The sequence below is a fragment of the Aliirhizobium sp. YIM B11859 genome, assembly GCF_057163345.1.
The window spans coordinates 704,797-725,940 of sequence record NZ_JBXHAY010000002.1 but is presented as its reverse complement, the minus strand read 5'-3'; the positions used below and the strand labels follow the sequence as shown (position 1 = coordinate 725,940).

At 60.0% G+C, this 21,144-nt stretch carries 20 protein-coding genes, 1 tRNA gene and 1 riboswitch; of the genes, 10 read left to right on the top strand and 11 right to left on the bottom strand.

The window, feature by feature from the left end; all coding sequences use genetic code 11:
• The first annotated feature begins 24 nt into the window (after positions 1-24).
• Together phoU and phoB are read left to right on the top strand one after the other, a co-directional pair.
• Entirely contained in the window at positions 25-738 is a 714-nt protein-coding gene (gene phoU, locus AC2GXZ_RS09720) for a phosphate signaling complex protein PhoU (RefSeq protein WP_483758946.1), read from the top strand.
• Between the two features lie 47 nt (positions 739-785).
• Positions 786-1,469 (top strand): phosphate regulon transcriptional regulator PhoB, encoded by a 684-nt coding sequence (gene phoB / locus AC2GXZ_RS09715; RefSeq protein ID WP_483758945.1) that lies wholly within the window; start codon positions 786-788, stop codon positions 1,467-1,469.
• An 81-nt stretch (positions 1,470-1,550) separates the two neighbouring features.
• On the opposite strand, the gene AC2GXZ_RS09710 is transcribed toward phoB, so the two are convergent.
• Positions 1,551-1,985, bottom strand: a complete 435-nt coding sequence (locus AC2GXZ_RS09710) for a PACE efflux transporter (RefSeq protein ID WP_483758944.1) — start codon at positions 1,983-1,985, stop codon at positions 1,551-1,553.
• Positions 1,986-2,192: 207 nt separating this feature from the next.
• Positions 2,193-2,729: a GcrA family cell cycle regulator gene (locus tag AC2GXZ_RS09705; RefSeq protein WP_483758943.1), complete on the bottom strand. Its 537-nt coding sequence runs from the start codon at positions 2,727-2,729 to the stop codon at positions 2,193-2,195.
• A gap of 442 nt (positions 2,730-3,171) precedes the next feature.
• Here AC2GXZ_RS09705 and AC2GXZ_RS09700 point away from each other — a divergent pair, with 442 nt between their 5' ends.
• The 3 genes from AC2GXZ_RS09700 to AC2GXZ_RS09690 all read left to right on the top strand — a co-directional run bounded on the left by AC2GXZ_RS09700 (position 3,172) and on the right by AC2GXZ_RS09690 (position 6,538).
• Positions 3,172-4,368, top strand: coding sequence for an acetylornithine transaminase (locus tag AC2GXZ_RS09700; protein ID WP_483758942.1), 1,197 nt, complete (start codon positions 3,172-3,174; stop codon positions 4,366-4,368).
• Between the two features lie 51 nt (positions 4,369-4,419).
• Positions 4,420-5,337: an ornithine carbamoyltransferase gene (gene argF / locus AC2GXZ_RS09695; RefSeq protein WP_483758941.1), complete on the top strand. Its 918-nt coding sequence runs from the start codon at positions 4,420-4,422 to the stop codon at positions 5,335-5,337.
• Between the two features lie 193 nt (positions 5,338-5,530).
• Complete coding sequence (locus AC2GXZ_RS09690) at positions 5,531-6,538, top strand: Hsp33 family molecular chaperone (RefSeq protein ID WP_483758940.1); 1,008 nt, start codon at positions 5,531-5,533, stop codon at positions 6,536-6,538.
• Positions 6,539-6,555: 17 nt separating this feature from the next.
• Here the strand turns inward: AC2GXZ_RS09690 and apaG are convergent, their stop codons facing one another.
• The gene (gene apaG / locus AC2GXZ_RS09685) at positions 6,556-6,948 is read right to left on the bottom strand and encodes a Co2+/Mg2+ efflux protein ApaG (protein ID WP_483758939.1); all 393 of its coding nucleotides are present in this window, start codon (positions 6,946-6,948) and stop codon (positions 6,556-6,558) included.
• A gap of 163 nt (positions 6,949-7,111) precedes the next feature.
• Positions 7,112-8,290 (bottom strand): O-succinylhomoserine sulfhydrylase, encoded by a 1,179-nt coding sequence (locus AC2GXZ_RS09680; protein WP_483758938.1) that lies wholly within the window; start codon positions 8,288-8,290, stop codon positions 7,112-7,114.
• 46 nt (positions 8,291-8,336) lie between these two features.
• Positions 8,337-8,414, bottom strand: a riboswitch (SAM riboswitch).
• A gap of 73 nt (positions 8,415-8,487) precedes the next feature.
• On the opposite strand from AC2GXZ_RS09680, the gene AC2GXZ_RS09675 reads away from it, so the two are divergent.
• Both AC2GXZ_RS09675 and AC2GXZ_RS09670 read left to right on the top strand, forming a co-directional pair.
• Positions 8,488-9,582, top strand: coding sequence for a 2'-deoxycytidine 5'-triphosphate deaminase (locus AC2GXZ_RS09675; protein WP_483758937.1), 1,095 nt, complete (start codon positions 8,488-8,490; stop codon positions 9,580-9,582).
• Positions 9,583-9,668: 86 nt separating this feature from the next.
• Positions 9,669-9,742: transfer RNA gene (locus AC2GXZ_RS09670), tRNA-Gly, on the top strand.
• Between the two features lie 51 nt (positions 9,743-9,793).
• Here AC2GXZ_RS09670 and AC2GXZ_RS09665 read toward each other — a convergent pair.
• On the bottom strand, positions 9,794-10,711 hold the full coding sequence (locus AC2GXZ_RS09665; RefSeq protein ID WP_483758936.1) for a glycosyltransferase family 92 protein: 918 nt from the start codon (positions 10,709-10,711) through the stop codon (positions 9,794-9,796).
• A 192-nt stretch (positions 10,712-10,903) separates the two neighbouring features.
• On the opposite strand from AC2GXZ_RS09665, the gene AC2GXZ_RS09660 reads away from it, so the two are divergent.
• Complete coding sequence (locus AC2GXZ_RS09660) at positions 10,904-11,743, top strand: glycosyl transferase (RefSeq protein WP_483758935.1); 840 nt, start codon at positions 10,904-10,906, stop codon at positions 11,741-11,743.
• Here AC2GXZ_RS09660 and AC2GXZ_RS09655 read toward each other — a convergent pair whose 3' ends face one another.
• From AC2GXZ_RS09655 to AC2GXZ_RS09640, 4 genes are read right to left on the bottom strand one after another with little or no spacing between them, the layout of a single operon-like run.
• Entirely contained in the window at positions 11,744-12,565 is an 822-nt protein-coding gene (locus tag AC2GXZ_RS09655) for an ABC transporter ATP-binding protein (RefSeq protein WP_483758934.1), read from the bottom strand.
• Complete coding sequence (locus AC2GXZ_RS09650; protein WP_483759395.1) at positions 12,562-13,575, bottom strand: FecCD family ABC transporter permease; 1,014 nt, start codon at positions 13,573-13,575, stop codon at positions 12,562-12,564. The genes AC2GXZ_RS09655 and AC2GXZ_RS09650 overlap by 4 nt, the downstream gene beginning before the upstream one ends.
• Positions 13,576-13,628: 53 nt before the next feature.
• Positions 13,629-14,669 carry a FecCD family ABC transporter permease gene (locus AC2GXZ_RS09645; RefSeq protein ID WP_483758933.1) on the bottom strand — a complete coding sequence of 347 codons (1,041 nt, stop codon included), beginning with the start codon at positions 14,667-14,669 and terminating at the stop codon, positions 13,629-13,631.
• Positions 14,666-15,619: an iron-siderophore ABC transporter substrate-binding protein gene (locus AC2GXZ_RS09640; protein WP_483759394.1), complete on the bottom strand. Its 954-nt coding sequence runs from the start codon at positions 15,617-15,619 to the stop codon at positions 14,666-14,668. The genes AC2GXZ_RS09645 and AC2GXZ_RS09640 overlap by 4 nt, the downstream gene beginning before the upstream one ends.
• Positions 15,620-16,002: 383 nt before the next feature.
• On the opposite strand from AC2GXZ_RS09640, the gene AC2GXZ_RS09635 reads away from it, so the two are divergent.
• The gene (locus tag AC2GXZ_RS09635) at positions 16,003-18,144 is read left to right on the top strand and encodes a TonB-dependent siderophore receptor (RefSeq protein ID WP_483758932.1); all 2,142 of its coding nucleotides are present in this window, start codon (positions 16,003-16,005) and stop codon (positions 18,142-18,144) included.
• Between the two features lie 87 nt (positions 18,145-18,231).
• Here the strand turns inward: AC2GXZ_RS09635 and AC2GXZ_RS09630 are convergent, their stop codons facing one another.
• Together AC2GXZ_RS09630 and AC2GXZ_RS09625 are read right to left on the bottom strand one after the other, a co-directional pair.
• A complete protein-coding gene (locus AC2GXZ_RS09630) occupies positions 18,232-19,125 on the bottom strand; it encodes a helix-turn-helix domain-containing protein (protein ID WP_483758931.1) in 894 nt (297 codons plus the stop codon).
• Positions 19,126-19,487: 362 nt separating this feature from the next.
• Positions 19,488-19,691 (bottom strand): KTSC domain-containing protein, encoded by a 204-nt coding sequence (locus AC2GXZ_RS09625; RefSeq protein ID WP_483758930.1) that lies wholly within the window; start codon positions 19,689-19,691, stop codon positions 19,488-19,490.
• Positions 19,692-20,066: 375 nt separating this feature from the next.
• Here AC2GXZ_RS09625 and AC2GXZ_RS09620 point away from each other — a divergent pair, with 375 nt between their 5' ends.
• Positions 20,067-21,134, top strand: coding sequence for a glycoside hydrolase family 5 protein (locus AC2GXZ_RS09620; RefSeq protein WP_483758929.1), 1,068 nt, complete (start codon positions 20,067-20,069; stop codon positions 21,132-21,134).
• Positions 21,135-21,144 lie beyond the last annotated feature (10 nt).

The following is a 21,144-nucleotide window of genomic DNA, read 5'->3' as shown; positions in this document are numbered from 1 at the left end:
TTCACGGATCTTAAGGACAAGAAAATGGTATCAAGTCATATCCTGTCGGCCTACGACGAAGAATTGAAATATCTCCGCCGCCGCATCTCCGAGATGGGTGGTCTTGCGGAACAGATGTGCGGCGACGCCGTGCGTGCGCTGGTCAATTCCGACTCCGCGCTTGCACAGAAGGTGATTTCTGACGACGTCATTCTCGATCACGCCGAACGCGAGATCCAGGACAAGGCAATCGTCACGATCGCCAAGCGCCAGCCGATGGCTGCCGACCTGCGCGAAATCATCGGCACGCTGCGTATCGCAGCTGACCTCGAGCGTGTTGGCGATCTCGGAAAGAATACCGCCAAGCGCGTTATCGCCGTGCAGGGAACGGGTGTACCCCGCAAGCTCGCACGCGGCCTGGAGCATCTTTCGGATCTTGCTGCGGTGCAGCTCAAGGATGTGCTGGACGTTTATGCAAGCCGTTCGGCTGAAAAGGCGGAAATCATCAGGCTTCGCGACGAAGAGATCGACGCGATGTACACGTCGCTGTTCCGTGAACTCCTGACCTACATGATGGAAGATCCGCGCAACATCACCACCTGCACGCATCTGCTGTTCTGCGCCAAGAATATCGAGCGCATCGGCGACCACGCGACCAACATCGCTGAAACCATCTACTACATGACGACAGGTGCGCAGCTCGAAGGTGAGCGTCCGAAGGACGACACGTCGAACACGGTCGGCGCCATAGCGGAGTAAGCCCCGATCGGGAGCCGATTGGGGTGATGTGACGGAGCAAATTGAGTATGCAGCCAAGAATAGCGGTCGTGGAAGACGAAGAAGCACTGAGCGTGCTTCTTCGCTATAATCTCGAAGCCGAGGGCTACGAGGTTGAAACGATACTGAGAGGCGACGAGGCCGAGATCCGGCTGCAGGAGCGCACACCCGACCTGCTGATCCTTGACTGGATGTTGCCTGGCGTCTCCGGCATCGAACTTTGCCGGCGACTGCGCATGCGGCCGGAAACCGAGCGGCTTCCGGTCATTATGCTGACGGCCCGGGGCGAGGAAAGCGAGCGGGTCCGTGGTCTTGCGACCGGCGCCGACGACTATGTCGTCAAGCCCTTCTCGACGCCGGAGCTGATGGCGCGGGTCAAGGCAATGCTGCGCCGCGCCAAGCCCGAGGTTCTCTCCAGCGTGCTGCGCTGTGGCGATATCGAGCTTGATCGCGAAACCCACCGCGTCCACCGCAAGAGCCGTGAGGTTCGACTCGGCCCGACGGAATTCCGTCTTCTGGAATTCCTGATGGTGTCGCCGGGCCGCGTCTTCTCCCGTTCGCAGCTTCTGGATGGCGTCTGGGGTCATGACATCTATGTCGACGAACGCACTGTCGACGTCCATGTCGGCCGCCTGCGCAAGGCGCTCAACTTCTCCAACATGCAGGATGTCATCCGCACCGTCCGCGGTGCAGGTTATTCGATGGAATCCTGATCTCCAAATCAGGCCTGCCTTTGTGTTTTCAGCCCGGGCGCGGTCCTCCGCCTCGGGCTGAACTGTTTAGCCGGGCAGTTCTCAGGCCTTCGCTTCCTTCTGCCACTCGGGCAGCGGAAACAGCCGGTCATAAGCGATATTGAAGAAGAACGCATAGACCAGGTAAAACAGGGCGAAGGATATATCCATCACCAGCGCCTGCATCAGGCTGATGCCGAGATACCAGGCGATGAACGGCATCAGCACGATCAACAGGCCGAGCTCGAACAGCACGGCATGCAGAACGCGGAGCGCCAGCCCCTTCTGCGTTCCGCCTCGATATTTCTGCATCAAGTGATCGAAGCCCAGATTGTAGAAATAGTTCCATCCGGTCGCCAGCGTTGCCGAAACAATGCCCACGACACCCACATGCTCCACAGGCAATCCGAATACGAAGGCCGCGAGCGGTGTGAAGATTGCCAGTCCGATGACTTCGAAGCTGATGGCGTGACGGATACGGTCGCCCGTGCTGCGCATGACTTTGACCCCATGGGTTCTGCCGGGTCGTCCCGACGATTGGTACCCATGCTGGGGGAGGCCGTCCTCGCTGGTACATAAATAGGGATTCCGAAGTCAATCAGCAAGCCGGCAGCCGGCAAGGCTGCATTGCAGATGGGACATGTTAGGCCTGGACAAACAAAAAAGCGGGCATCGAGCCCGCTTTTTGGATGTTCGCGTCCTGGATCAGGAGCGGGATGCAGCCCTGCGGCGGTCGTGGACCGGCTGATAGGCGAGCTTGGCGTGATAGTTGCAGTACGGCGACGCATCCGGGGATTCGCAGCCGCAGAAGTGGAACTCATCGGTCAGCGGATCACCGACCGGCCATTTGCAGGTGCGTTCCGTCAGTTCGGTCAGGGCGAGCTTGCGCGAGATCGGAACGACGACGTTGGATGCCGGGCGGTACTGGATTTCCTGTGCCGCGTCGAATTCGATCTCTTCCTTGACAGCCGTTGCACCGACCGGACGGGCAACCGTACGGGTGGCGACGCGGGATGCGAAGTTCGAAGGGCGTGCAGCGGTTGTTGCAGCAGGGCGTTTGGGTGCGCGGTTCGTCGGAACAGTGCCACCGGCTTTCGCGCGGCCCGGCAGATTGAGACGATGAACCTTGCCGATCACAGCGTTGCGGCTCACGCCGCCTAGCTGCGCTGCGATCTGGCTGGCGCTCAGGCCTTCGGCCCAGAGTCTCTTGAGTTTCTCGACGCGCTCGTCCGTCCAGTTCATGCCCGCTCTCCGCCTTTGAACGTTGGTGGCATGCAGAATCCCTCACCAATGTCGCGGAAAACATTCCGCAACAGGCACTATATCTATGCTATTGGTGACTAGTTCCGCCGCATGCAGTCTAGTAATTGATCATTAACCTAGAGGTAGGCAGACTCCGTGACAAGAGTCCCGGGAATCACCGCGAATCGATTTTGGGGTTTGTCCCCAACTTGCTTTGTGGGCGAGTCATTTTTGTCACAGCGATCGGCAGCTCGAAGCCGGGGCTGAAAGAGCGGCCGAAATGCGCCTCGGACCCCCGTATTTTCGCGAGTTTTGTTGACTTTCAAAAGGTGAGTGGCGATAGTGCCGCCGCCGCCCTGTGGGCGGCATTTTGATTTTTTGGAATGTCCTTTGCTGGACGTCTTAAATGTCCTTTGCCGGACACCTTAGGAGTGATGTCGCCATGGCTGAATCTGCGCTTTACGACACTTTTGCCCGGGCTCCTCTGCGCTTCGAGCGCGGTGAGGGCGTATGGCTGGTGACGGACAGCGGCGAGCGATATCTCGATTTCGGTGCAGGCGTTGCGGTTACCTCCTGCGGTCACGCCAACCCTCATCTGGTGGATGCGCTGAAGTCGCAGGCCGAGAAGGTCTGGCATGTCTCGAATCTTTACGAGATTCCGGGTCAGGAGCGCCTCGCAGAGCGGCTGACGGAAGCGACTTTTGCTGACAAGGTGTTCTTCACCAATTCGGGCGCGGAAGCGCTGGAATGCGCCATCAAGACGGCACGCCGTTATCACTTCTCCAAGGGCAATCCCGAGAAATTCCATATCATCACTTTCGAAGGTGCCTTCCACGGCCGGACCATCGCCACGATCGCGGCCGGTGGGCAGGAAAAATACATGGAGGGCTTCGGCCCGAAGGCCCAGGGCTTTGATCAGGTGCCCTTTGGTGACCTTGATGCACTGAACGCGGCGATCAACGAAAACACCGGCGCCCTGCTGATCGAGCCGATCCAGGGGGAGGGCGGTGTACGCCCCGTTCCGAAGGAGTTCATGCGCGAGCTTCGCCGCATCTGCGACGAAAAGGGCCTGCTGCTGATCCTTGATGAAGTGCAGACCGGCGTCGGCCGTACCGGCAAGTTTTTTGCCCATGAGTGGGCCGGCATCACGCCCGACATCATGGCGATTGCCAAGGGTATCGGCGGCGGGTTTCCCTTCGGGGCTTGCCTTGCCACGGCAGAAGCAGCCTCCGGCATGAAACCAGGCATTCACGGCACCACCTATGGCGGCAATCCGCTGGCCATGGCTTGCGGCAATGCGGTGCTCGACATCGTGCTCGCTGAAGGCTTCCTGGAAAATGTCCGTGATGTCGCGCTGGTCTTCCGCCAGGGCCTCGCAGCCCTCAAGGATCGGTTCCCGGCGGTCATCGAGGATATCCGTGGCGAAGGCCTTCTGCTCGGCATCAAGGCCAAGGTGCCCGCCGGTGATCTGATTGCCGGTATGCGCGATGAAAAGACGCTGGCCGTGATGGCCGGCGACAACGTCGTGCGTATCTTGCCGCCACTCGTCGTCACCGCCGAAGAAGCGCGTGAAGGTTTGGCGCGCATCGAGCGGGCCGCGGAAACGCTTTCCGCAGAACAGCTGAAAAGATCCGCTTAAGGGTCAAGGGAGAGGGCGCCTTTTCTGGTTCCCTCGTTAGGGAACCAGGTAATGGCATCACCGAAGCATTTTCTCGATCTCTCCGCCGTTTCGTCGGCCGATCTTCGCACCATTCTCGATGATGCAAAGACGCGCAAACAGGCGACCAAGGCCGGCACGGCAGACAAGCCTCTCGCCGGCAAGATGTTGGCGATGATCTTCGAAAAGCCATCAACCCGAACCCGCGTTTCCTTCGATGTCGGCATGCGCCAGCTCGGCGGCGAGACGCTGTTCCTGTCGGGCACGGAGATGCAGCTTGGTCGCGCCGAGACGATCGGCGATACGGCGAGGGTCCTGTCGCGGTATGTGGATGCGATCATGATCCGCACGACCGATCATTCGCGGCTGATGGAAATGGCCGAGCATGCCACCGTCCCGGTCATCAACGCGCTGACCGACCTCACACATCCCTGCCAGATCATGGCAGACCTGATGACCTTCGAGGAACATCGCGGACCGGTTGCCGGCAAGACGATCGCCTGGACCGGCGACGGCAACAACGTGCTCCATTCGCTGGTCGAGGGATCGGCCCGTTTCGGCTATCGCATGAACATGGCGGTGCCGATGGGGTCCGAGCCTGACGACAAGATCCTCAACTGGGCACGCAACAATGGCGGCAACATCATGCTCAGCCATGATGCGGAAAAGGCCGTGGATGGCGCAGACGTCGTCGTCACCGACACCTGGGTTTCGATGAACCAGGAGCACAAGGCGCGCGGCCACAACATCTTCCAGCCTTACCAGGTCAACGAGGCCTTGATGAAGCGTGCCAATGACGACGCGCTGTTCATGCACTGCCTGCCGGCTCATCGCGGCGAGGAAGTCACCGATGCCGTGATCGATGGTCCCCAGTCGGTCGTCTTCGACGAGGCGGAAAACCGCCTTCACGCCCAGAAGTCCATTCTGGCCTGGTGTTTCGGCGCCGTCTGAGCCGGTTCCTCACCTGATCTTGAATTGAGCGGAAAGCCACACCATTTGTCGGCTTTCCGGCGCGCTGGACGTCTGCCAAAGGCAGCCTCTGGCGCTTCAACACACATTGCCGAGACCTTTTCCGGCGGCCAGCGGTTCCGCTTGGCACGCCGTTTGTGTAAAAGGTCGTGCTATCGGCGCTAAGGAGAGAATGATGGCGGAAGCGACTGTGGATCTGAACGATCTCCGCTTTGCAGGAGACGACAAGGTCGTACCCTTCCAGGTCGAAGGGTTGGATGTGCGCGGCCGTGCCGTGCAGATGGGGCCGATGCTGAACACGATTCTCGCTCGGCACGATTACCCGGCGCCGGTTGCCCGACTTCTCGCCGAAGCGGCTGTTTTGACCGCACTGCTTGGCACTTCGCTGAAGTTCGAAGGCAAGTTTACCGTCCAGACCAAGGGCGATGGCCCGGTCGATCTTCTCGTCGCCGATTTCTCGTCGCCGGATGCGTTGCGCGCCTATGCCCGTTACGACGAAGATGCACTGGCTTTGGCGATCAAGGAGGGGCGGATGTCTCCGGCCGAGCTTCTCGGTCAGGGTGTGCTCGCCTTCACCATCGATCAGGGCAAGGGCATGCAGCCCTATCAGGGCATCGTCCCGCTTGACGGTTCGTCGCTGGAGCAGATCGCCGGCGTATATTTCCGTCAGTCGGAACAGATCCCGACAAGCGTCCGGCTTGGCGTGGCCGAGCTTTACGACCGTGATGCCGAGGGCAAGCCGCGCCATAACTGGCGGGCCGGTGGTCTTATCGCCCAGTTCCTGCCTCAGGCCCCCGAGCGCATGCGGCTTCCGGATCTTCATGGCGGTGACGGCGATGAGCGTCAGACCGAGGTCACAGACGATGCCTGGAACGAGGCCCGGTCGCTGGTCGAAACGATTGATACGGATGAGTTGACCGATCCTCAGGTGGCGATCGAACGGCTGCTCTACAGGCTCTTCCACGAACGTGGGGTGAGGGTCTATGAGCCGCAGACGGTATTCGACCGCTGCAGCTGCTCGCGCGACAAGATCAAGGGCGTGCTTGCGGGCTTCACGGCGGAAGAGATCGAGGCCAGCGAGGAAGATGGCGGAATTTCCGTCACCTGCGAGTTCTGCTCGACGACCTACCGTTACGAGTTGGCGGAATTTGAAGTCGTAGGGAATACAGCCGCGAAGGCCTGAAGCGGCTCTTATTCGTGTTAGTTCAGCACCCGGGTCAGTCCGGGTGAATCCAGCGAGAAGGCGGGGATGTCGACCTTGAACACTTCGCCTTCTTCGGTCTGCATGTCGTAATGGCCGAACATCATGCCTGACGGCGTGTCGAGCGGGCAGCCGGAATTATACTCGTAGGTATCACCGGGTTGCAGTCGTGGCTGTTCTCCGACGACGCCTAGTCCATCGACCTCATCCACCAGTCCGTTCTGGTCGGTGATGTGCCAATAGCGATGCACGAGCTTCACCGTATGGATCGAGTGGTTCTCGATCACGATACGATAGCCCCAGACATAACGGCTTTCTTCTGGGCTGGATTGCTCTTCAAGATAGTAGGGCTCTACGGCCACTTCTATGTCTCTTGTCCGGGCGCGATACATGGACAACACCTCAACTTTACGTCCCCGCATATCGTATAGGGCGCGCCAAAGGTCAAGAAAACTCGCGGGTTACGCAAGAAACCGCGACCTATTCTTGAAATTAGGGATAACTGATATGGTGAATCCCTGATGTGGGTTTCACCATATCGAGGCCGATAGGCCGTCAGATCGCAGCCATTGCCTTGGCGAAGTCTTCCAGCAGATCCTGGGCATCCTCGATGCCGGCGGAGAACCGCACGGTGCCGGGCGAGATGCCGAGTTCCGCACGGGCCTCGTCCGTCAGGTTCTTGTGCGTCGTTGTCGCCGGGTGGGTGATCAGGCTGCGCGTGTCGCCGAGATTGTTGGAAATGGTGACCACTTCCAGCGCATTCTGCAGCTTGAAGGCCGCTTCCTTGCCACCCTTCAGCTCGAAGCATACGAGTGTCGAGCCGCCCGTCATCTGCTTGGCGATGATATCGGCCTGCGGGTGGTCCTTGCGGCCGGGATAGATCACCTTCGCCACGTGATTATGTTCGGCGAGGAAATCGGCGATTTTCGAGGCATTCTCCGTCTGCGCCTTGACGCGGATCGGCAAGGTCTCAAGTCCCTTGATCAGCGTCCAGGCGGTAAACGGCGACATGGCCGGACCGGTATGGCGGTAATAATCCTGCAGATGCTCGGTCACCCATTCCTTGTCGGAAAGGATCACGCCGGCAAGGCTGCGGCCCTGACCGTCGATATGTTTGGTGGCCGAATAGACGACGATATGCGCACCGAGTTCCAAAGGCTTCTGGAAGAGCGGGGTGGCGAACACGTTGTCGACGACAACCTTGGCGCCGATCTGGTTGGCAAGTTTTGCAACGCCGGCAATATCGACGATTTCGAGCGTCGGGTTGGTCGGGCTTTCGAGGAAGAACACCTTGGTATTTTTCTGGATCGCCTTTTCCCAATTGGCGAGATCACGCCCGTCGATCAGCGTGCATTCGATGCCGTAGCGGGGAGCGAGCGTCTCGACCACCCAGCGGCAGGAACCGAACAGGGCGCGGGCCGCGACGATATGATCGCCGGCCTTCAGCTGGCAGAGCAATGCGGCGGTGACCGCAGCCATGCCGGATGCGGTGGCGCGTGCTTCTTCGGCGCCTTCCAGCGCGCACATGCGCTTTTCGAACATGTCATTGGTCGGGCTGCCGTAACGGGCGTAGATATAGCCCTCCGTCTCGCCCTTGAAGCGTGCCTCGGCAGCTTCTGAACTATCGTAGGCAAAGCCCTGTGTCAGGTAGATCGCTTCCGACATCTCGCCATATTGCGAGCGCAGTGTACCGCCGTGAACGAGCGTGGTTGCCGGGCGCCATTTGTTTGTCATGCCAATCCTCAGTCCAAAACAAAAAAACCGGCCGCGAAAGCAGACCGGTTTTAGCAACCCGGTCTTTTTAGCCACTTGTTTAACGTGGCTGCAAGCCGACCGGCAAATGACCACGGGATAAATCTGGCTTACGCCTCGCACCTGCTTGCGTCAATGGTCCGCATTTGGTTTTGTCGCCGGCAAAATAACAGAGAGACATGATGGCTCGGGAAACGGGAATTCTGGCGGACCGCGCTATCGCGGCGCTTTTCGAAACGGGGCGGTTGATCTCCGAGCGCGAACTCGATCGCGACCAGATCCAGCCGGCGAGCCTCGACCTGCGCCTCGGTACCAAGGCGTTCCGGGTGCGGGCATCCTTCATGCCTGGCCCGCAAAGCCTCGTATCCGACAAGCTCGACCGACTGAAGCTGCATGTCGTCGATCTCTCCGAAGGAGCGGTGCTGGAAACCGGCTGCGTTTATATCGTGCCGCTGATGGAGCGCCTCGATCTGCCGGCCGGAATGTCGGCCTCGGCCAATCCGAAGTCCTCGACCGGGCGCCTCGATATCTTCACCCGCGTCATTACCGATTACGCTCAGGAGTTCGACAAGATCCCGGCCGGTTATTCCGGTCCGCTCTATCTCGAAATCTCGCCGCGCACGTTCCCGATCGTCGTGCGCCAGGGCTCGCGTCTGTCGCAGATCCGCTTCCGCATCGGCAATGCGCTTCTCGGCGAGCCGGAATTGCTGCAGCTGCATGAGGCCGAAACTCTGGTTGCATCGGCAAAACCGAATGTCTCCGGCGGCGGTATTGCCCTGTCAATCGATCTCAAGGGTGATGCAAACGGCCTGATTGGGTACCGCGGCAAGCATCACACGGCCGTCGTCGATGTCGACAAGAAGGCACAGCACGACCTGTTCGATTTCTGGGAACCGCTCTACAGCCGCGGCCGCAATGAATTGATCCTCGATCCGGACGAGTTCTACATTCTCGTCTCGCGCGAGGCCGTGCATGTGCCGCCTCTCTATGCCGCCGAAATGACGCCCTTCGACCCGTTGGTCGGCGAATTCCGCGTTCATTATGCCGGCTTTTTCGATCCCGGCTTCGGACATGAAGCCGCAGGCGGTCGTGGCAGCCGCGCCGTGCTGGAAGTGCGCAGCCACGAGGTTCCGTTCATTCTCGAAGACAGCCAGATCGTCGGCCGCCTTGTCTATGAGCACATGCAGGAACACCCCGAGGGCCTTTATGGCACTGGGCTCGGTTCCAATTATCAGGCCCAGGGTCTCAAGCTGTCGAAGCATTTTCGCGGCTGATCCGGCCCTCCGGTTCCACGCCCCGCAGACGTCGACTGTCCGGTCTTGACAGAGACGGCCGGTTGTTGGAAACCTGAGGACGCATCGCGGGTGTAGCTCAATGGTAGAGCAGCAGCTTCCCAAGCTGAATACGAGGGTTCGATTCCCTTCACCCGCTCCAGCCTCCGTCCAGTCGCGGCAAATGCCTTTGCGCCCGCAGGCGCCTCAATGCTCAGCCGAGTTTGATGCCTGTTTTTTCCAGAAACTCCACCATAGATCTGTCCTGCGCGGCATTGTCCTCGAGATATTTCGAGGTTGCGAGCGCCTTGTCGCGGTATTTTGCCGCTTCGCGATCGTAGGACCAGCCTCTGTCCATCTTGCGGCGAAACTCCTCGCGCGACTTGGAATAGTAATGATTGAGCTGGATGTGCTCGGCCGAATAAAATGCCGGCTCCTTGCGTTCGCGCCGGTCGGAAAGGGCGCCCGCATCGTTCGCCGTCCTGTCACCGAACGATCGGGTCTCGAAATGGTGGACAGAGACCTGGGTAACTTCGCAGGGGTCGACGATGCACTTGAAATTGCTCGCATGCACATGCCGTTTTTTAGGGTCCGCCACGCGCATTGTATAGGCCATGCTAACTGGGAGACCGGGCGTTTCATCATGCCCGCCATGCCCGAACATATGCCAGGGCAGCGAGACGTTCGGAAAGCCGTTCGACGCTTCAAGTGCCACCTGCAGGGTCGTGCCGCTTTTCGGCAGGAGAAATTCGTCGACGTCGATGAACGCCATACGCTCGAATGAAGCACCATAATTCATGATCGCATGGGCAAAGGCTACCGCCTGACCGTTGAGAGGCTGATCGCTGTTTGCATCCCGCATGCGCATCGACCACGGAATCACAGTGAATTCGTCCGGCGACAAAGCCTTGCCCAGTTCCGCGAGCGTTCCGTCGGTCGACTGGTCGTCATAGAGGATGAAGTGGCGCACGCCGATGGCTTTATGGAAATGCACCCATTCGGCGATGTAGCGCTCCTCGTTCTTGACGCAGGACATGATGGCAATGCCGTGCCGGTCCTTGCCGGGCTTGGGAGGCGTGATGCCGATCTCTCTGGTGACGTGGCGTGAACGCTTAAATCCGAAAAATCCCATAGGCCCCTCGGCGCCCGCACCGGTCGAGCGCGCTTGTATTTCCGACGCCAGTCGAATACAGCCCCCCACAGAGGAAGACAAGCGATGCACCTGCCATCGGAGGCTTCACCCCGCACCGGCAAGCTTTGCCTTTGGGGGCTGGGAACCCTCTCGGCGTTGGGGCTTGGTATAACCGGAAATGGATGTTCCTGGATGAGCTCGGCAGTTTTGGCAGCAAGCGGTGGCGTCAAGCAGGTCATCTGCATCAGCTGGGGGACGAAATACGGTGCGCCGTTCATCAACCGCCTTTACAACATGGTGGAACGGAACATCACTCCACCCTTCACCTTCACCTGCTTCACCGATAATCGCGAAGGGCTTCATCCGGAAATCCTCTGCGAAGACCTGCCGCCGATCGAAGTCGAGATGCCGGTCAATACCCGCGGCATCTGGCCGAAGTCGCGTCTTTGGGGGCCGACGCTCGGCTCGCTCAAGGGCCCGGTCCTGTTTCTTGACCTCGACCTGGTAATCGTCTCCTCTCTCGATCCCTTCTTCGAACTTGGCGACGGCGACGACATTGTCCTTGCAAAGAACCAGACGACGCCCTTCGAGCGGCTGGGCCAGACCTCGCTGTTCCGCTTCCCGGTCGGCAAGCTCCTGCCGCTGCAGGAAAAGTTCAAGGAAAACCCGCAATGGGTAGCCGATACTTACCGTTATGAGCAGCGCTATGTCAGCCGCTGCGCCCCAGGTGGCATCAAGCTTTTCCCGCGCAAATGGGTACTGCACTTCCGTCAGGATTGCCGCTGGCCGTTCCCGCTCAACTATCTGCTCGTGCCGAGACTGCCGTCGAGCGCCCGCGTCGTCATATTCCCGCGCGGTCTCCTGCCTCAGCATGCCATAGAGGGGCGATACGGCTACAATGCGCCGGCCGAAAGCCCGCTTGAGCATATCGCCGGCGTCTTCGATCCGCAGAAGCGGAAAGACAAGGGGTTCTTCCAGTATTTGCGCCACTTCATCCGCAAGACCCCTTGGGTTGCTGACCACTGGCGTTGATCAGGGCGCAGCGATGACGTGATGGCGCCCAAGCGGCAGCATCATCGGCCGGCCGCAGGTGGGATCGGTGATGACCCGGCTTTCGAGACCGAACACCTGCCGCACATTTTCTTCCGTCAGTACGGCCTCGGGCGTGCCGGCATCATGGATGCGGCCGTTCGCCATCGCCACCAGATGATCGGCATAACGGGCAGCAAGGTTGAGGTCGTGCAGCACCATCACGATGGTCGTCCCGCGCGCCCGGTTGAGGTCGGTCAACAGGTCCAGCACCTCGATCTGGTGGTTGATGTCGAGAAAGGTCGTCGGCTCGTCGAGTAGCAGGATTTCCGTCTGCTGCGCCAGCGCCATGGCGATCCACACCCGCTGCCGCTGGCCGCCTGAAAGCTCGTCCACCGGCCTGTCCGCCAGATCGGCGGTCTTGGTCGCGTCGAGGGCGGACTGCACCGCCTCGTCGTCCTTGTGCGTCCAGCGCGAGAACAGGCCTTGATGCGGATGGCGTCCGCGGCTGACGAGATCCGCCACGGTGATACCCTCCGGCGCGATCGGAGATTGGGGCAGGAGGCCCAGCTTGCGTGCGAGTTCCCGCGGTGGTGTCTGATGCACCGATTTTCCGTCGAGCAGGACCTGGCCATGGCGCGGCACGAGCAGCCGCGACATCGACCTCAGCAGCGTGGACTTGCCGCAGGCATTGGCGCCGACAATGACCGTGATCCTTGCCGGTGGCACCTTGATGTCGAGGTCGCGCAGGATATCGCTGTCGCCATATCCGGCGGAAAGCCCATTGACGGTCAAGGAGTGAGCAAGCGGTGAGTAGGCGGTCATAGCGAGCCTCCGGCCCGGTTTACGCGGATGATGAGGTAGATCAGATAGGGCGCGCCGAGTGCGCCGGTGACGACGCCGACCGGATAACGGCTGGCGAGAAGGAACTGGCCGGCATAGTCGCCGGCAAGCACCAGAAGCGCACCGACCAGTGCAGCCGGCAAAAGAAGTGGCCCGCTGTCACCGACAATGCGCGCGGCGATCGGCCCGGACAGGAAGGCAACGAAGGCGATCGGGCCGGTCACCGCCGTCGAGCAGGCGATCAGGCCGACGGTCGCGACGATGACGATCACCCGTGTTGCCGAAACCCGCACACCCAGCGCCGCCGCCATGTCGTCGCCAAGTCTCAGCGCTTCGATATCACGTCCGCGGCTGATCAGCAGGCCGCCGAAGACGACCAGCGCCAAAGCGAGCGTGATCGACTGGTTGAGCTGCGCGCCGTTGACGCTGCCGGTCAGCCAGCGCATTGCCTCCTGCAGGCTCCAGGCCGGCGCCTGCGACAGGATGTAGGAGACGACGCTTTCGAGCATCGCCGATACTCCGATGCCGACAAGGATGAGCCGCGTGCCGGCCACGCCGTTGCGGAAGGAAAGGCCATAGACCGCAAGCGCGACACCGAGCCCGGCGGAGACCGCCAGAACCGAAACGATCGGCCCCTTCAGCGACAGAACGACGATGGCAAATACCGCCGCAGCACTGGCACCGGAGCTGATGCCGATGATGTCGGGGCTCGCCAGCGGATTGCGCAGCATGATCTGGAATGCGACGCCGCCGAGCCCGAAGCTCAGCCCCGCCAGCACACACAGCACGGCGCGCGGCAGCCGGAGCTGGCCGACCGTGAAGCTCGCGCCCGGCACATTCTCTCCCATCAGCACACGCAGCACTTCCCCCGGCGGGGTGAACGATTGCCCGAGGCATAGCGTCAGCGCGAAGAACGCGGCAATCAGGATCGCCAGCACCGCGATCACCAGCCGGTATTTGCGTCGCCGCCGGTGCCGGCTGGCAACGATGATGCCGAGCGTGCCGCAGGGGGACGAAGCCGGGGAGGAGGTCGGGGAGATTGTCGTCAAAGTTCGCGTACCCTCTGGCGCCGGACGATCCAGATGAAGAAAGGTGCCCCGATCAGCGCGGTGATGATGCCGACATCAAGTTCGGCCGGCCGTGCAACGATACGCCCGACGATATCGGCTGCGAGGAGCAGGCAGGCGCCACTGAGGGCCGAGAACGGCAAAAGCCAGCGATGATCGACGCCGACGAGCATTCGGCATACATGCGGGATGACGAGGCCGAGAAAGCCGATCGGTCCGCAGACAGCCGTCGTGGCACCGCAAAGCAGAATGGCGCCGAGCGATGCCGTGGCACGTGCCAGCACGACCCTCTCGCCAAGCCCGGCCGCCAGTTCGTCGCCAAGCGCCAGCGAATTCAGCTTGCGGGCCGAGAGGAGGCTGATAGCGAAGCCGACGGCGAGAAAGGGAAGAACGGGATCGATCCGTTCGAAGGTCGCTCCACCCACGCCGCCGATCTGCCAGGAACGGATGCCGCCGGCAATGTCGCCGCGCGGCAGGACGATGGCGATCACCAGCGAGGAAAAGGCGACAGAGGTTGCCGCACCCGCAAGCGCGAGTTTCAAAGGTGTCGCGCCGCCGCGTCCGAGCGAGCCGATCGTGTAGACGAAAGTGGCGGCAAGCGCTGCACCCGCGATCGCCGTCCAGATATAGGCCGAAGCCGATGTCATGCCGTACCACGCCACGCCGACGACGACTGCAAGCGAGGCGCCCATATTGACGCCGAGAATACCAGGATCCGCAAGCGGGTTGCGCGTCACCCCCTGCATGATGGCGCCCGCAAGTCCAAGCGCGGAACCGGCCAGCAGCGCGAGCAGCGTGCGCGGAATGCGGAGTGCCACCGCCGCCTGTCCGATCGTGTCGACATGGCCGCGAAGCGCCAGCGTGATGTCGATCCAGCCGACGTCCCGTGTGCCGACCGTCACAGATGCGGCACTGAGCAGAACGAGAAGCACGACGAGAGCAATGAGCCACACGCTGCGGTTCCCGCGGCCCGATGCAACAATCGGCCGGGCGAGAGATGGCATTCGGCTCGCAGTCATTTGGGTTTCTTGGCGGCTTCTGAAAGCAGCGCCACATAATCCTTGAGCACCCAGGAGATGGATAGTGGCGTCGGATTTGCGGCCGTGCCGAGGGTGCTGCCCGGCAGCGTTACCAGCGCACCACGCTTGACTGCCGCCATTCTCGATGTCAGCGGGTTTGCCATCAGCGCATGCAGGAGTTTCGCATCACCATAGGTGACGACGATATCGACATCATCAAAATCGTCGATCCGTTCAGCGCTGACAGAGCCGGCGAATTTGCCCGGCTGGGAGGCCTGCAGCACGCTTTTCGGCGAGGTGAGGCCAAGATCGGCGAAGTATTTTACCCGTGTGTCGTTCGTTGTGTAGAAATTGATTGTGCTGAGGTCCGACGCGTTGAGATGGGTGATGAACATCGCCGTTTTGCCACGCAGTTCCGGGTGATCGGCAACGGCGTCGGCAATTTCCGCCTCGATCTTGGTGATCAGCGCCTCGCCTTCGGCCGGCATGCCGAGGCCGAGACTGTTCATCCGGATTGTCGTGCGCCAGTCGGTCGACCATGGTGAATCCGGATAGGCGACCACTGGGGCGATCTGGCTCAAGGTCTCGTAATCCGACTTGCTGATGCCGGAATAGGCGGCCAGGATCACGTCGGGATGGGTCGCTGCAATCGCTTCGAAATCGACGCCGTCCCCCTCGTCGAAAAGAACCGGGGTCGGCGCATGAAGCTCGCTCAGCTTCTGCTTGACCCAGGGCAGCAGCCCGTCGCCGTCGTCATCGCCGAAATTCGCTTTCGCCATACCCACCGGCACGATGCCAAGCGCCAAAGGGACCTCGTAATTCGCCCAGTCGACCGTCGCCACCCGCTCCGGCTTCTTGGTGATCACCGTGGTGCCGAAGGCATGCTTGATGGTGATCGGATAGGTTTGCTCGTCGGCGGCCCCTGCGGAACCGACTGCAACGAACAGCATGCAGGAAATGGTCACCGCCCGCACGAGTGAAGTGATGAATGGCAGCATGGCGCGCCCTCCGCATCTGTATCGGGATAAGTGGATCTCCACTTTCAGGTTAAGCCGGCGGCGTCAACGGCGATGCGTCGCCGGGCTGGAATCTTTCGTTAAATTTCCGTTGAATCCTACAAAACTCTGAAAAACTACAATACTGGATAATGCTACTCAAGTTAGGGCATTGTCGGGGACACAAATTGGGGGCTTTTGCGGTCGACGGGATCGAGAGACAACGTGCGATCATCCCGGCAAGTTCGAGCGCAGGCCATTCTTCTCCTCACCAGATATCGGTTGCGGCGGTTTCCTCCCGAAGCCCGCAATCTTCGGATCAATGTTGGAAGATGGACATGAACACAGAACGCACGAGCGAAAATCCGAGACGGGTCCTTGATCGCTACAGGAGGACGGTGCTGCTCGGATGCACGGCGCTCGCCGCGCTAGTGCCGACATTTGCTGCAGCCCAGGATGCCGACGCGTCAACCGCCGGTTCCGGCACCACGCTTGCGCCGATCGTCCTCAAGGGATCCCGCACGGTGCTGGACACCAGCAACGATTCCAACTCGATCGTCGCGACGGAAACGACGGGCGTTGGCAAGATGCCGACCGATATCCTCGTGGCACCCGCCGCCGTTTCCGTCATCACCTCCAAGGAAATGGAGGAGCGCCGCACCACCAGTATCGTCGAGGCCGTGCGCTATTCTGCCGGCGTCAATACCGGCTATTACGGCGGCGATGACCGTTATGATTACATCAATATCCGTGGCTTCGAGCCCTATACATACCGCGACGGACTGGCGATCGGCCGGACCTTCGGCGGCACCAAGGAAGAGCCCTATGCCTTCGAGCGCATCGAGGTGCTCAAGGGGACCAGCTCTGCCGGCTTTGGTGCAGCTGAGCCGGGCGGTTCTATCAACTATGTGACGAAACTGCCCAAGACCGAACGTTTCGGCGAGGCTTACGTTACCGGCGGCTCCTACAGCCATAAGGAAGCCGGCCTGGATTTCGGTGACAACATCACCGACGACGACACGCTTTCCTATCGCCTGACGACCAAACTGCAGAACGCCGACGCAGAATATGACTACTCGAAAAACAACGAGAAGTTCATCATGGGTGGCCTGACTTGGCGCCCGACCGACATGACCAGCCTGTCCTTCGTCTTCGATCACCTGAGCAGGGAAGGTGTGCCCGGCAGTGGTGGCCAACCGCTCGGTAGCGATTTCGACCGGAGCGATTTCTTCGGTGAGCCGGACTACTATTTCATGAACACCAACCGCAACACCTACAGTCTGAAGTTCGACCACGACTTCGGTAACGGTTTGAGTTTCGGCTCCACGGCTCGTTATTCCAAGGGGCGCAACAATTTCGGCAGCGCTTATCTGTCGAATACGCGCACCGATGGCTCGAATATCGCCGACCGCTATTACTTCGGCAGCGATACGACCACCGAACAGTTCATCATCGATGCCAATCTGGTTTACGAGACGAGCTTCGACAATGTCGAAAGCCGCACGCTCGGCGGAGTGGAATACAACCATTTCGAATCGGAAAATTACGGCCTTTATGATCCGTCCGCTCCACCCATCAACTGGCTGAACCCGGTCTATTCCGGCGGGCCCGCCTCGACCGCGCCGAGCTACGGCACGCGGGACAATCAGAAGACCAAGGCGATCTATCTGCAGCAGGACTTCACCTTTGACGACCGGCTGACGGTAAGCCTCGGCGCACGCAACGACTGGTTCGATCTCAGCGAGACCGACCTGTTCGGCGCCGGCACGACGTCCGACAGCAGCAGCAAGTTCACCAAGCGCATCGGCGTCAGCTACAAGATCACCGATGAACTGGCCCCCTATGCCAGCTACGCCGAATCTGCCGCCCCTCCCGGTGTCGGCACCGATCCGACCACCGGCAAGCAGTACGAACTGGGTATCAAATACCGCCCGGACGCCTTCCCGGCTCTGTTCACCGCGTCGATCTATGACCTGACCAAGGGCAATATCACCGTCTATGACGGCGTCACCTATCTGCCGGCGACCGTCAACAAGGTCCGCCATCGCGGTATCGAGCTTGAAGCCAAGGCGGAGGTGACGAACGACATCAACCTGATCGCCGCTTACAACTACGTCGACTCTAAGGTCGAGGATCCCGGCCAGAGCGATGACGGCAACCGCCTCATGCGGGTGCCAAAGCACATCGCGTCCCTTTGGGGCACCTACAAGCTGCAAGGCGAAGGCATTCGCGGCGACATGACCTTTGGTGTAGGTGCCCGCTACATCGACTCCTATTACTTCGATCTCGCCAATTCTGGAAAATCCGACAGCGCCGTCGTCTTCGATGCGGCCTTCACCTACAACATCCAGAAGAACACCAGCTTCCAGCTGAACGTCAATAACGTGTTCGACGAGAAGCACATCACCAACGAGGATTCGGGTGGTGTGTATTACAATCAGGGCCGGACGATCTACGCGACGCTTCGACAGACCTGGTAACGGCATGAGGTCTCGCCCGGCATCAGTCGGGCGGGCCATTCTTTCTTGAAGAGGGCGTTTGGATCTGGAGGCGCTTTGCGCTGGTCGTTAATCGATTTCCTGCATCCGCCGCCAGGCGGCCGGCGTATCACCGACGACCTGCCGAAATGCCTTGGTCAGGTGCGCCTGGTCGGTGAAGCCGAGATGTGCCGCGATCTCCGCCACAGCCAGATCCCGTTCAAGCAGAAGCTTCTTGGCAAGCTCGATGCGCTTGCCGAGTTGCCATTGCAGCGGCGTCTTCCCGGTCGTCTGCTTGAAGACATTGGCAAACCAGCTTTCCGACAACCCGACAGTCCCGGCCATCTCGGCGATCGTCAACCGGCAATCGCTGGAAGCATCTGCCCGGGCGATAAGCTTGTTCATCTGCGCCTGGGTCAGGCGCCCGTTGGCGGTCCGGTTCTCTGCATGCGGAATATCGAGCAATCCGGTGACGATGCTGCCCACCAGGCTTTCCGCATAAACCGCGTGGCGGGATGGAGTGGCAATTTCGTCGACGAGCAGGTCGGCCAGCGTCTCGATCGGTCCGATGTCCTGGATTTCGACCGGGCGACGCAAGCTTGCCGCCGCCGCCGAACTGCCGATCGACGGTGCCAGAAACCGCATCAGCCTGTCCTTGTGAATATGCAGGTTGAGATGGGAGAAACGGTGCTGTGATCGGCTGTTCGTCCACATCGGCATGCCGGCCGGAATATAGATCGCCCGCGTCATCGGCCGATGATCGCGCGAGAAGTCGCCGTTCTCGTTGGAAATCCTGACACGTGACGAAACGTCGTTGAAGAAGATCATGATGCGCGGATCTTCAGCCAGATAATAGCCACTGGCGCCGGGTTGGCTTTCCGCCTCCCAAAGCACGCTGACAAGGCCATCCAGGCATCGCCATTTCACCGGTTCAACGACCTGTATCCCATCGGTTTTCCAGACCATGGAGTGCCAGAAGTTCAATTTCCCAATCCACTTCAGCGAACAATTGCCGACTATGCGTGCAGGAAAACTCGCAAGCTCGTTTTTCGCTGCGCAGACGTCGTCCTACACCGGATAGCGATATAATCTGAGTGGTTTTATCTAGTTTAATTCGGCGCTGCAAGCCGCGTGGGTCAAGTGCCAAGATCCTATCGGACGGCGGGCAGGTGGCGGGACGCAGGTGGACGCATGGACGGCTGATTGCCAACGCCAATCCTTCACCCGGATGGCGCGCTACTCAAGTTATAGGCCGGAGGGCGATCCCCCGCGCCAGGGGAATGAGAGCTGTCCATCCGACACATGCAGTCTTGATGGAAAGGCGGCTTTCTCCGTGGCGGGAGGATTCACGAAGGCCTCGGGTAGCGATTGCGGATCAGCCGCATGTAATAGCTTCCCGGCGAACTCGTATCGCGAAGATCGTCAACCACATAGGCGGGAACTTCGTAGAATTCGCGAACCTGCCCGTTGGTCATGAACAGCGTCATCCGCGAGGAAATCGCGTCATATTCGACCCAGTCGATAAGTTTCGATGTCAGATGGATACGCATGGTTTACCATCCCGTCTGTCGTTATCTCGCAAAGAGAAATGGATCTTTTCAGAACTTGTTGAGCTGATTGAAGTTTAGAGATTCTAGAATGTCGGTTTTGTGGAATTCCGTATCGGTAGCGTACCGCCTTCTCGAATATACCGAAAGTAGAATTGTGATATTCACTCGAAAAATACCGCATGGCAGTCATTCCTGCGGAAGAGTGATCTTGAAGGTATCCTGGTTTGGGCGGTTTCGATAAGGCGATGCGCCACTGTCGGCAGGCTTGCACTTGCGATTTGGGTGCGGCGCAATAAAGTGAAGCCGGAAGCATGCCAGGTCGCGATGACCGGTGCAGGGGCAATTGGTCGACACTCGAAGTTTGAGGAAAATGACATGCGGCAGTTTCTGGGTGCGTTGGCGGTCCTGATCGGCCTTTCAGGCACCACTATCCAGGCTTTGGCTGACGACTTCCAGTTCGGGCGCGGCGTCAATCTTGTCGGCAATCATGCATTTTATTCGAACTCGACCACCTGGGCGACGCCGGCCGGGATGAACTATTATCTCGGCAAGGGAATGAAGGTTTTCCGCGTCGTCGTGCCTTGGGAATGGTTGCAGCCCAGGCTCGGTCGCGATCTCGACAGGACGGTCGTCGCCGCTTTGCAGAAGGAAGTCGATTTCCTGACCGGCGCCGGTGCCTCGGTCATCATCGATGTTCATAACTTCATGCGCCTCGATCTCAGTTTCGAAAAACGCCCGAGCCGCCCCGTTCCCAAGCAGGAGGTCATCATCGGCGAGACCCCCGCCGTCTCGGCCTTTCATTTCGCCGATCTGTGGGTGAGGCTCGCGGAGAAATTCAAGTCGAACCCGAAGATCATGTTCGGCATCATGAATGAACCGCACGATGTCGATGGTCCGACGTTGGCTGCTACCTACAACACGGTTCTCAAGGAAATTCGCGCGACTGGCGCCACCAACACGGTCCTCCTGGATGGCCTCGGCTTTGCTTATGACCTTTCCTGGTCGGGCGAGAAACGCGGTACCCCGCTTGGTGCGCTGGTGCGCGATCCCGGCAACAACATGGTCATCGATGTTCACAGATATCTCGATGACTATAGCGCCGGCCAGAAAGAGACCTGCATTCCCGGATCGGGCGCCTCGAGCCTTGTCGATGCGACCAACTGGGCACGAACCAACAACCAGCGGCTTTTCCTCGGTGAGTTCGCGGTTGGACGCAACGAGGCCTGCTACCGCGAGCTTTCCGACATGCTGGCCTATCTTGGCAACAACAAGGATGTCTGGACCGGCTACACCTGGTTCGGGGTCTATGCCGGGCAACAAGGCTATCACACGCCCGATCAGGGTTTTTGGTATGCGCTTGATCCGGGCGGTCCCGATGTCCAGGATTTCAGCGGCGCAACCGCCGATGATCCACGCATGAAGGCGCTTCTCGCCGGCCCGTAAGGTTCGCATC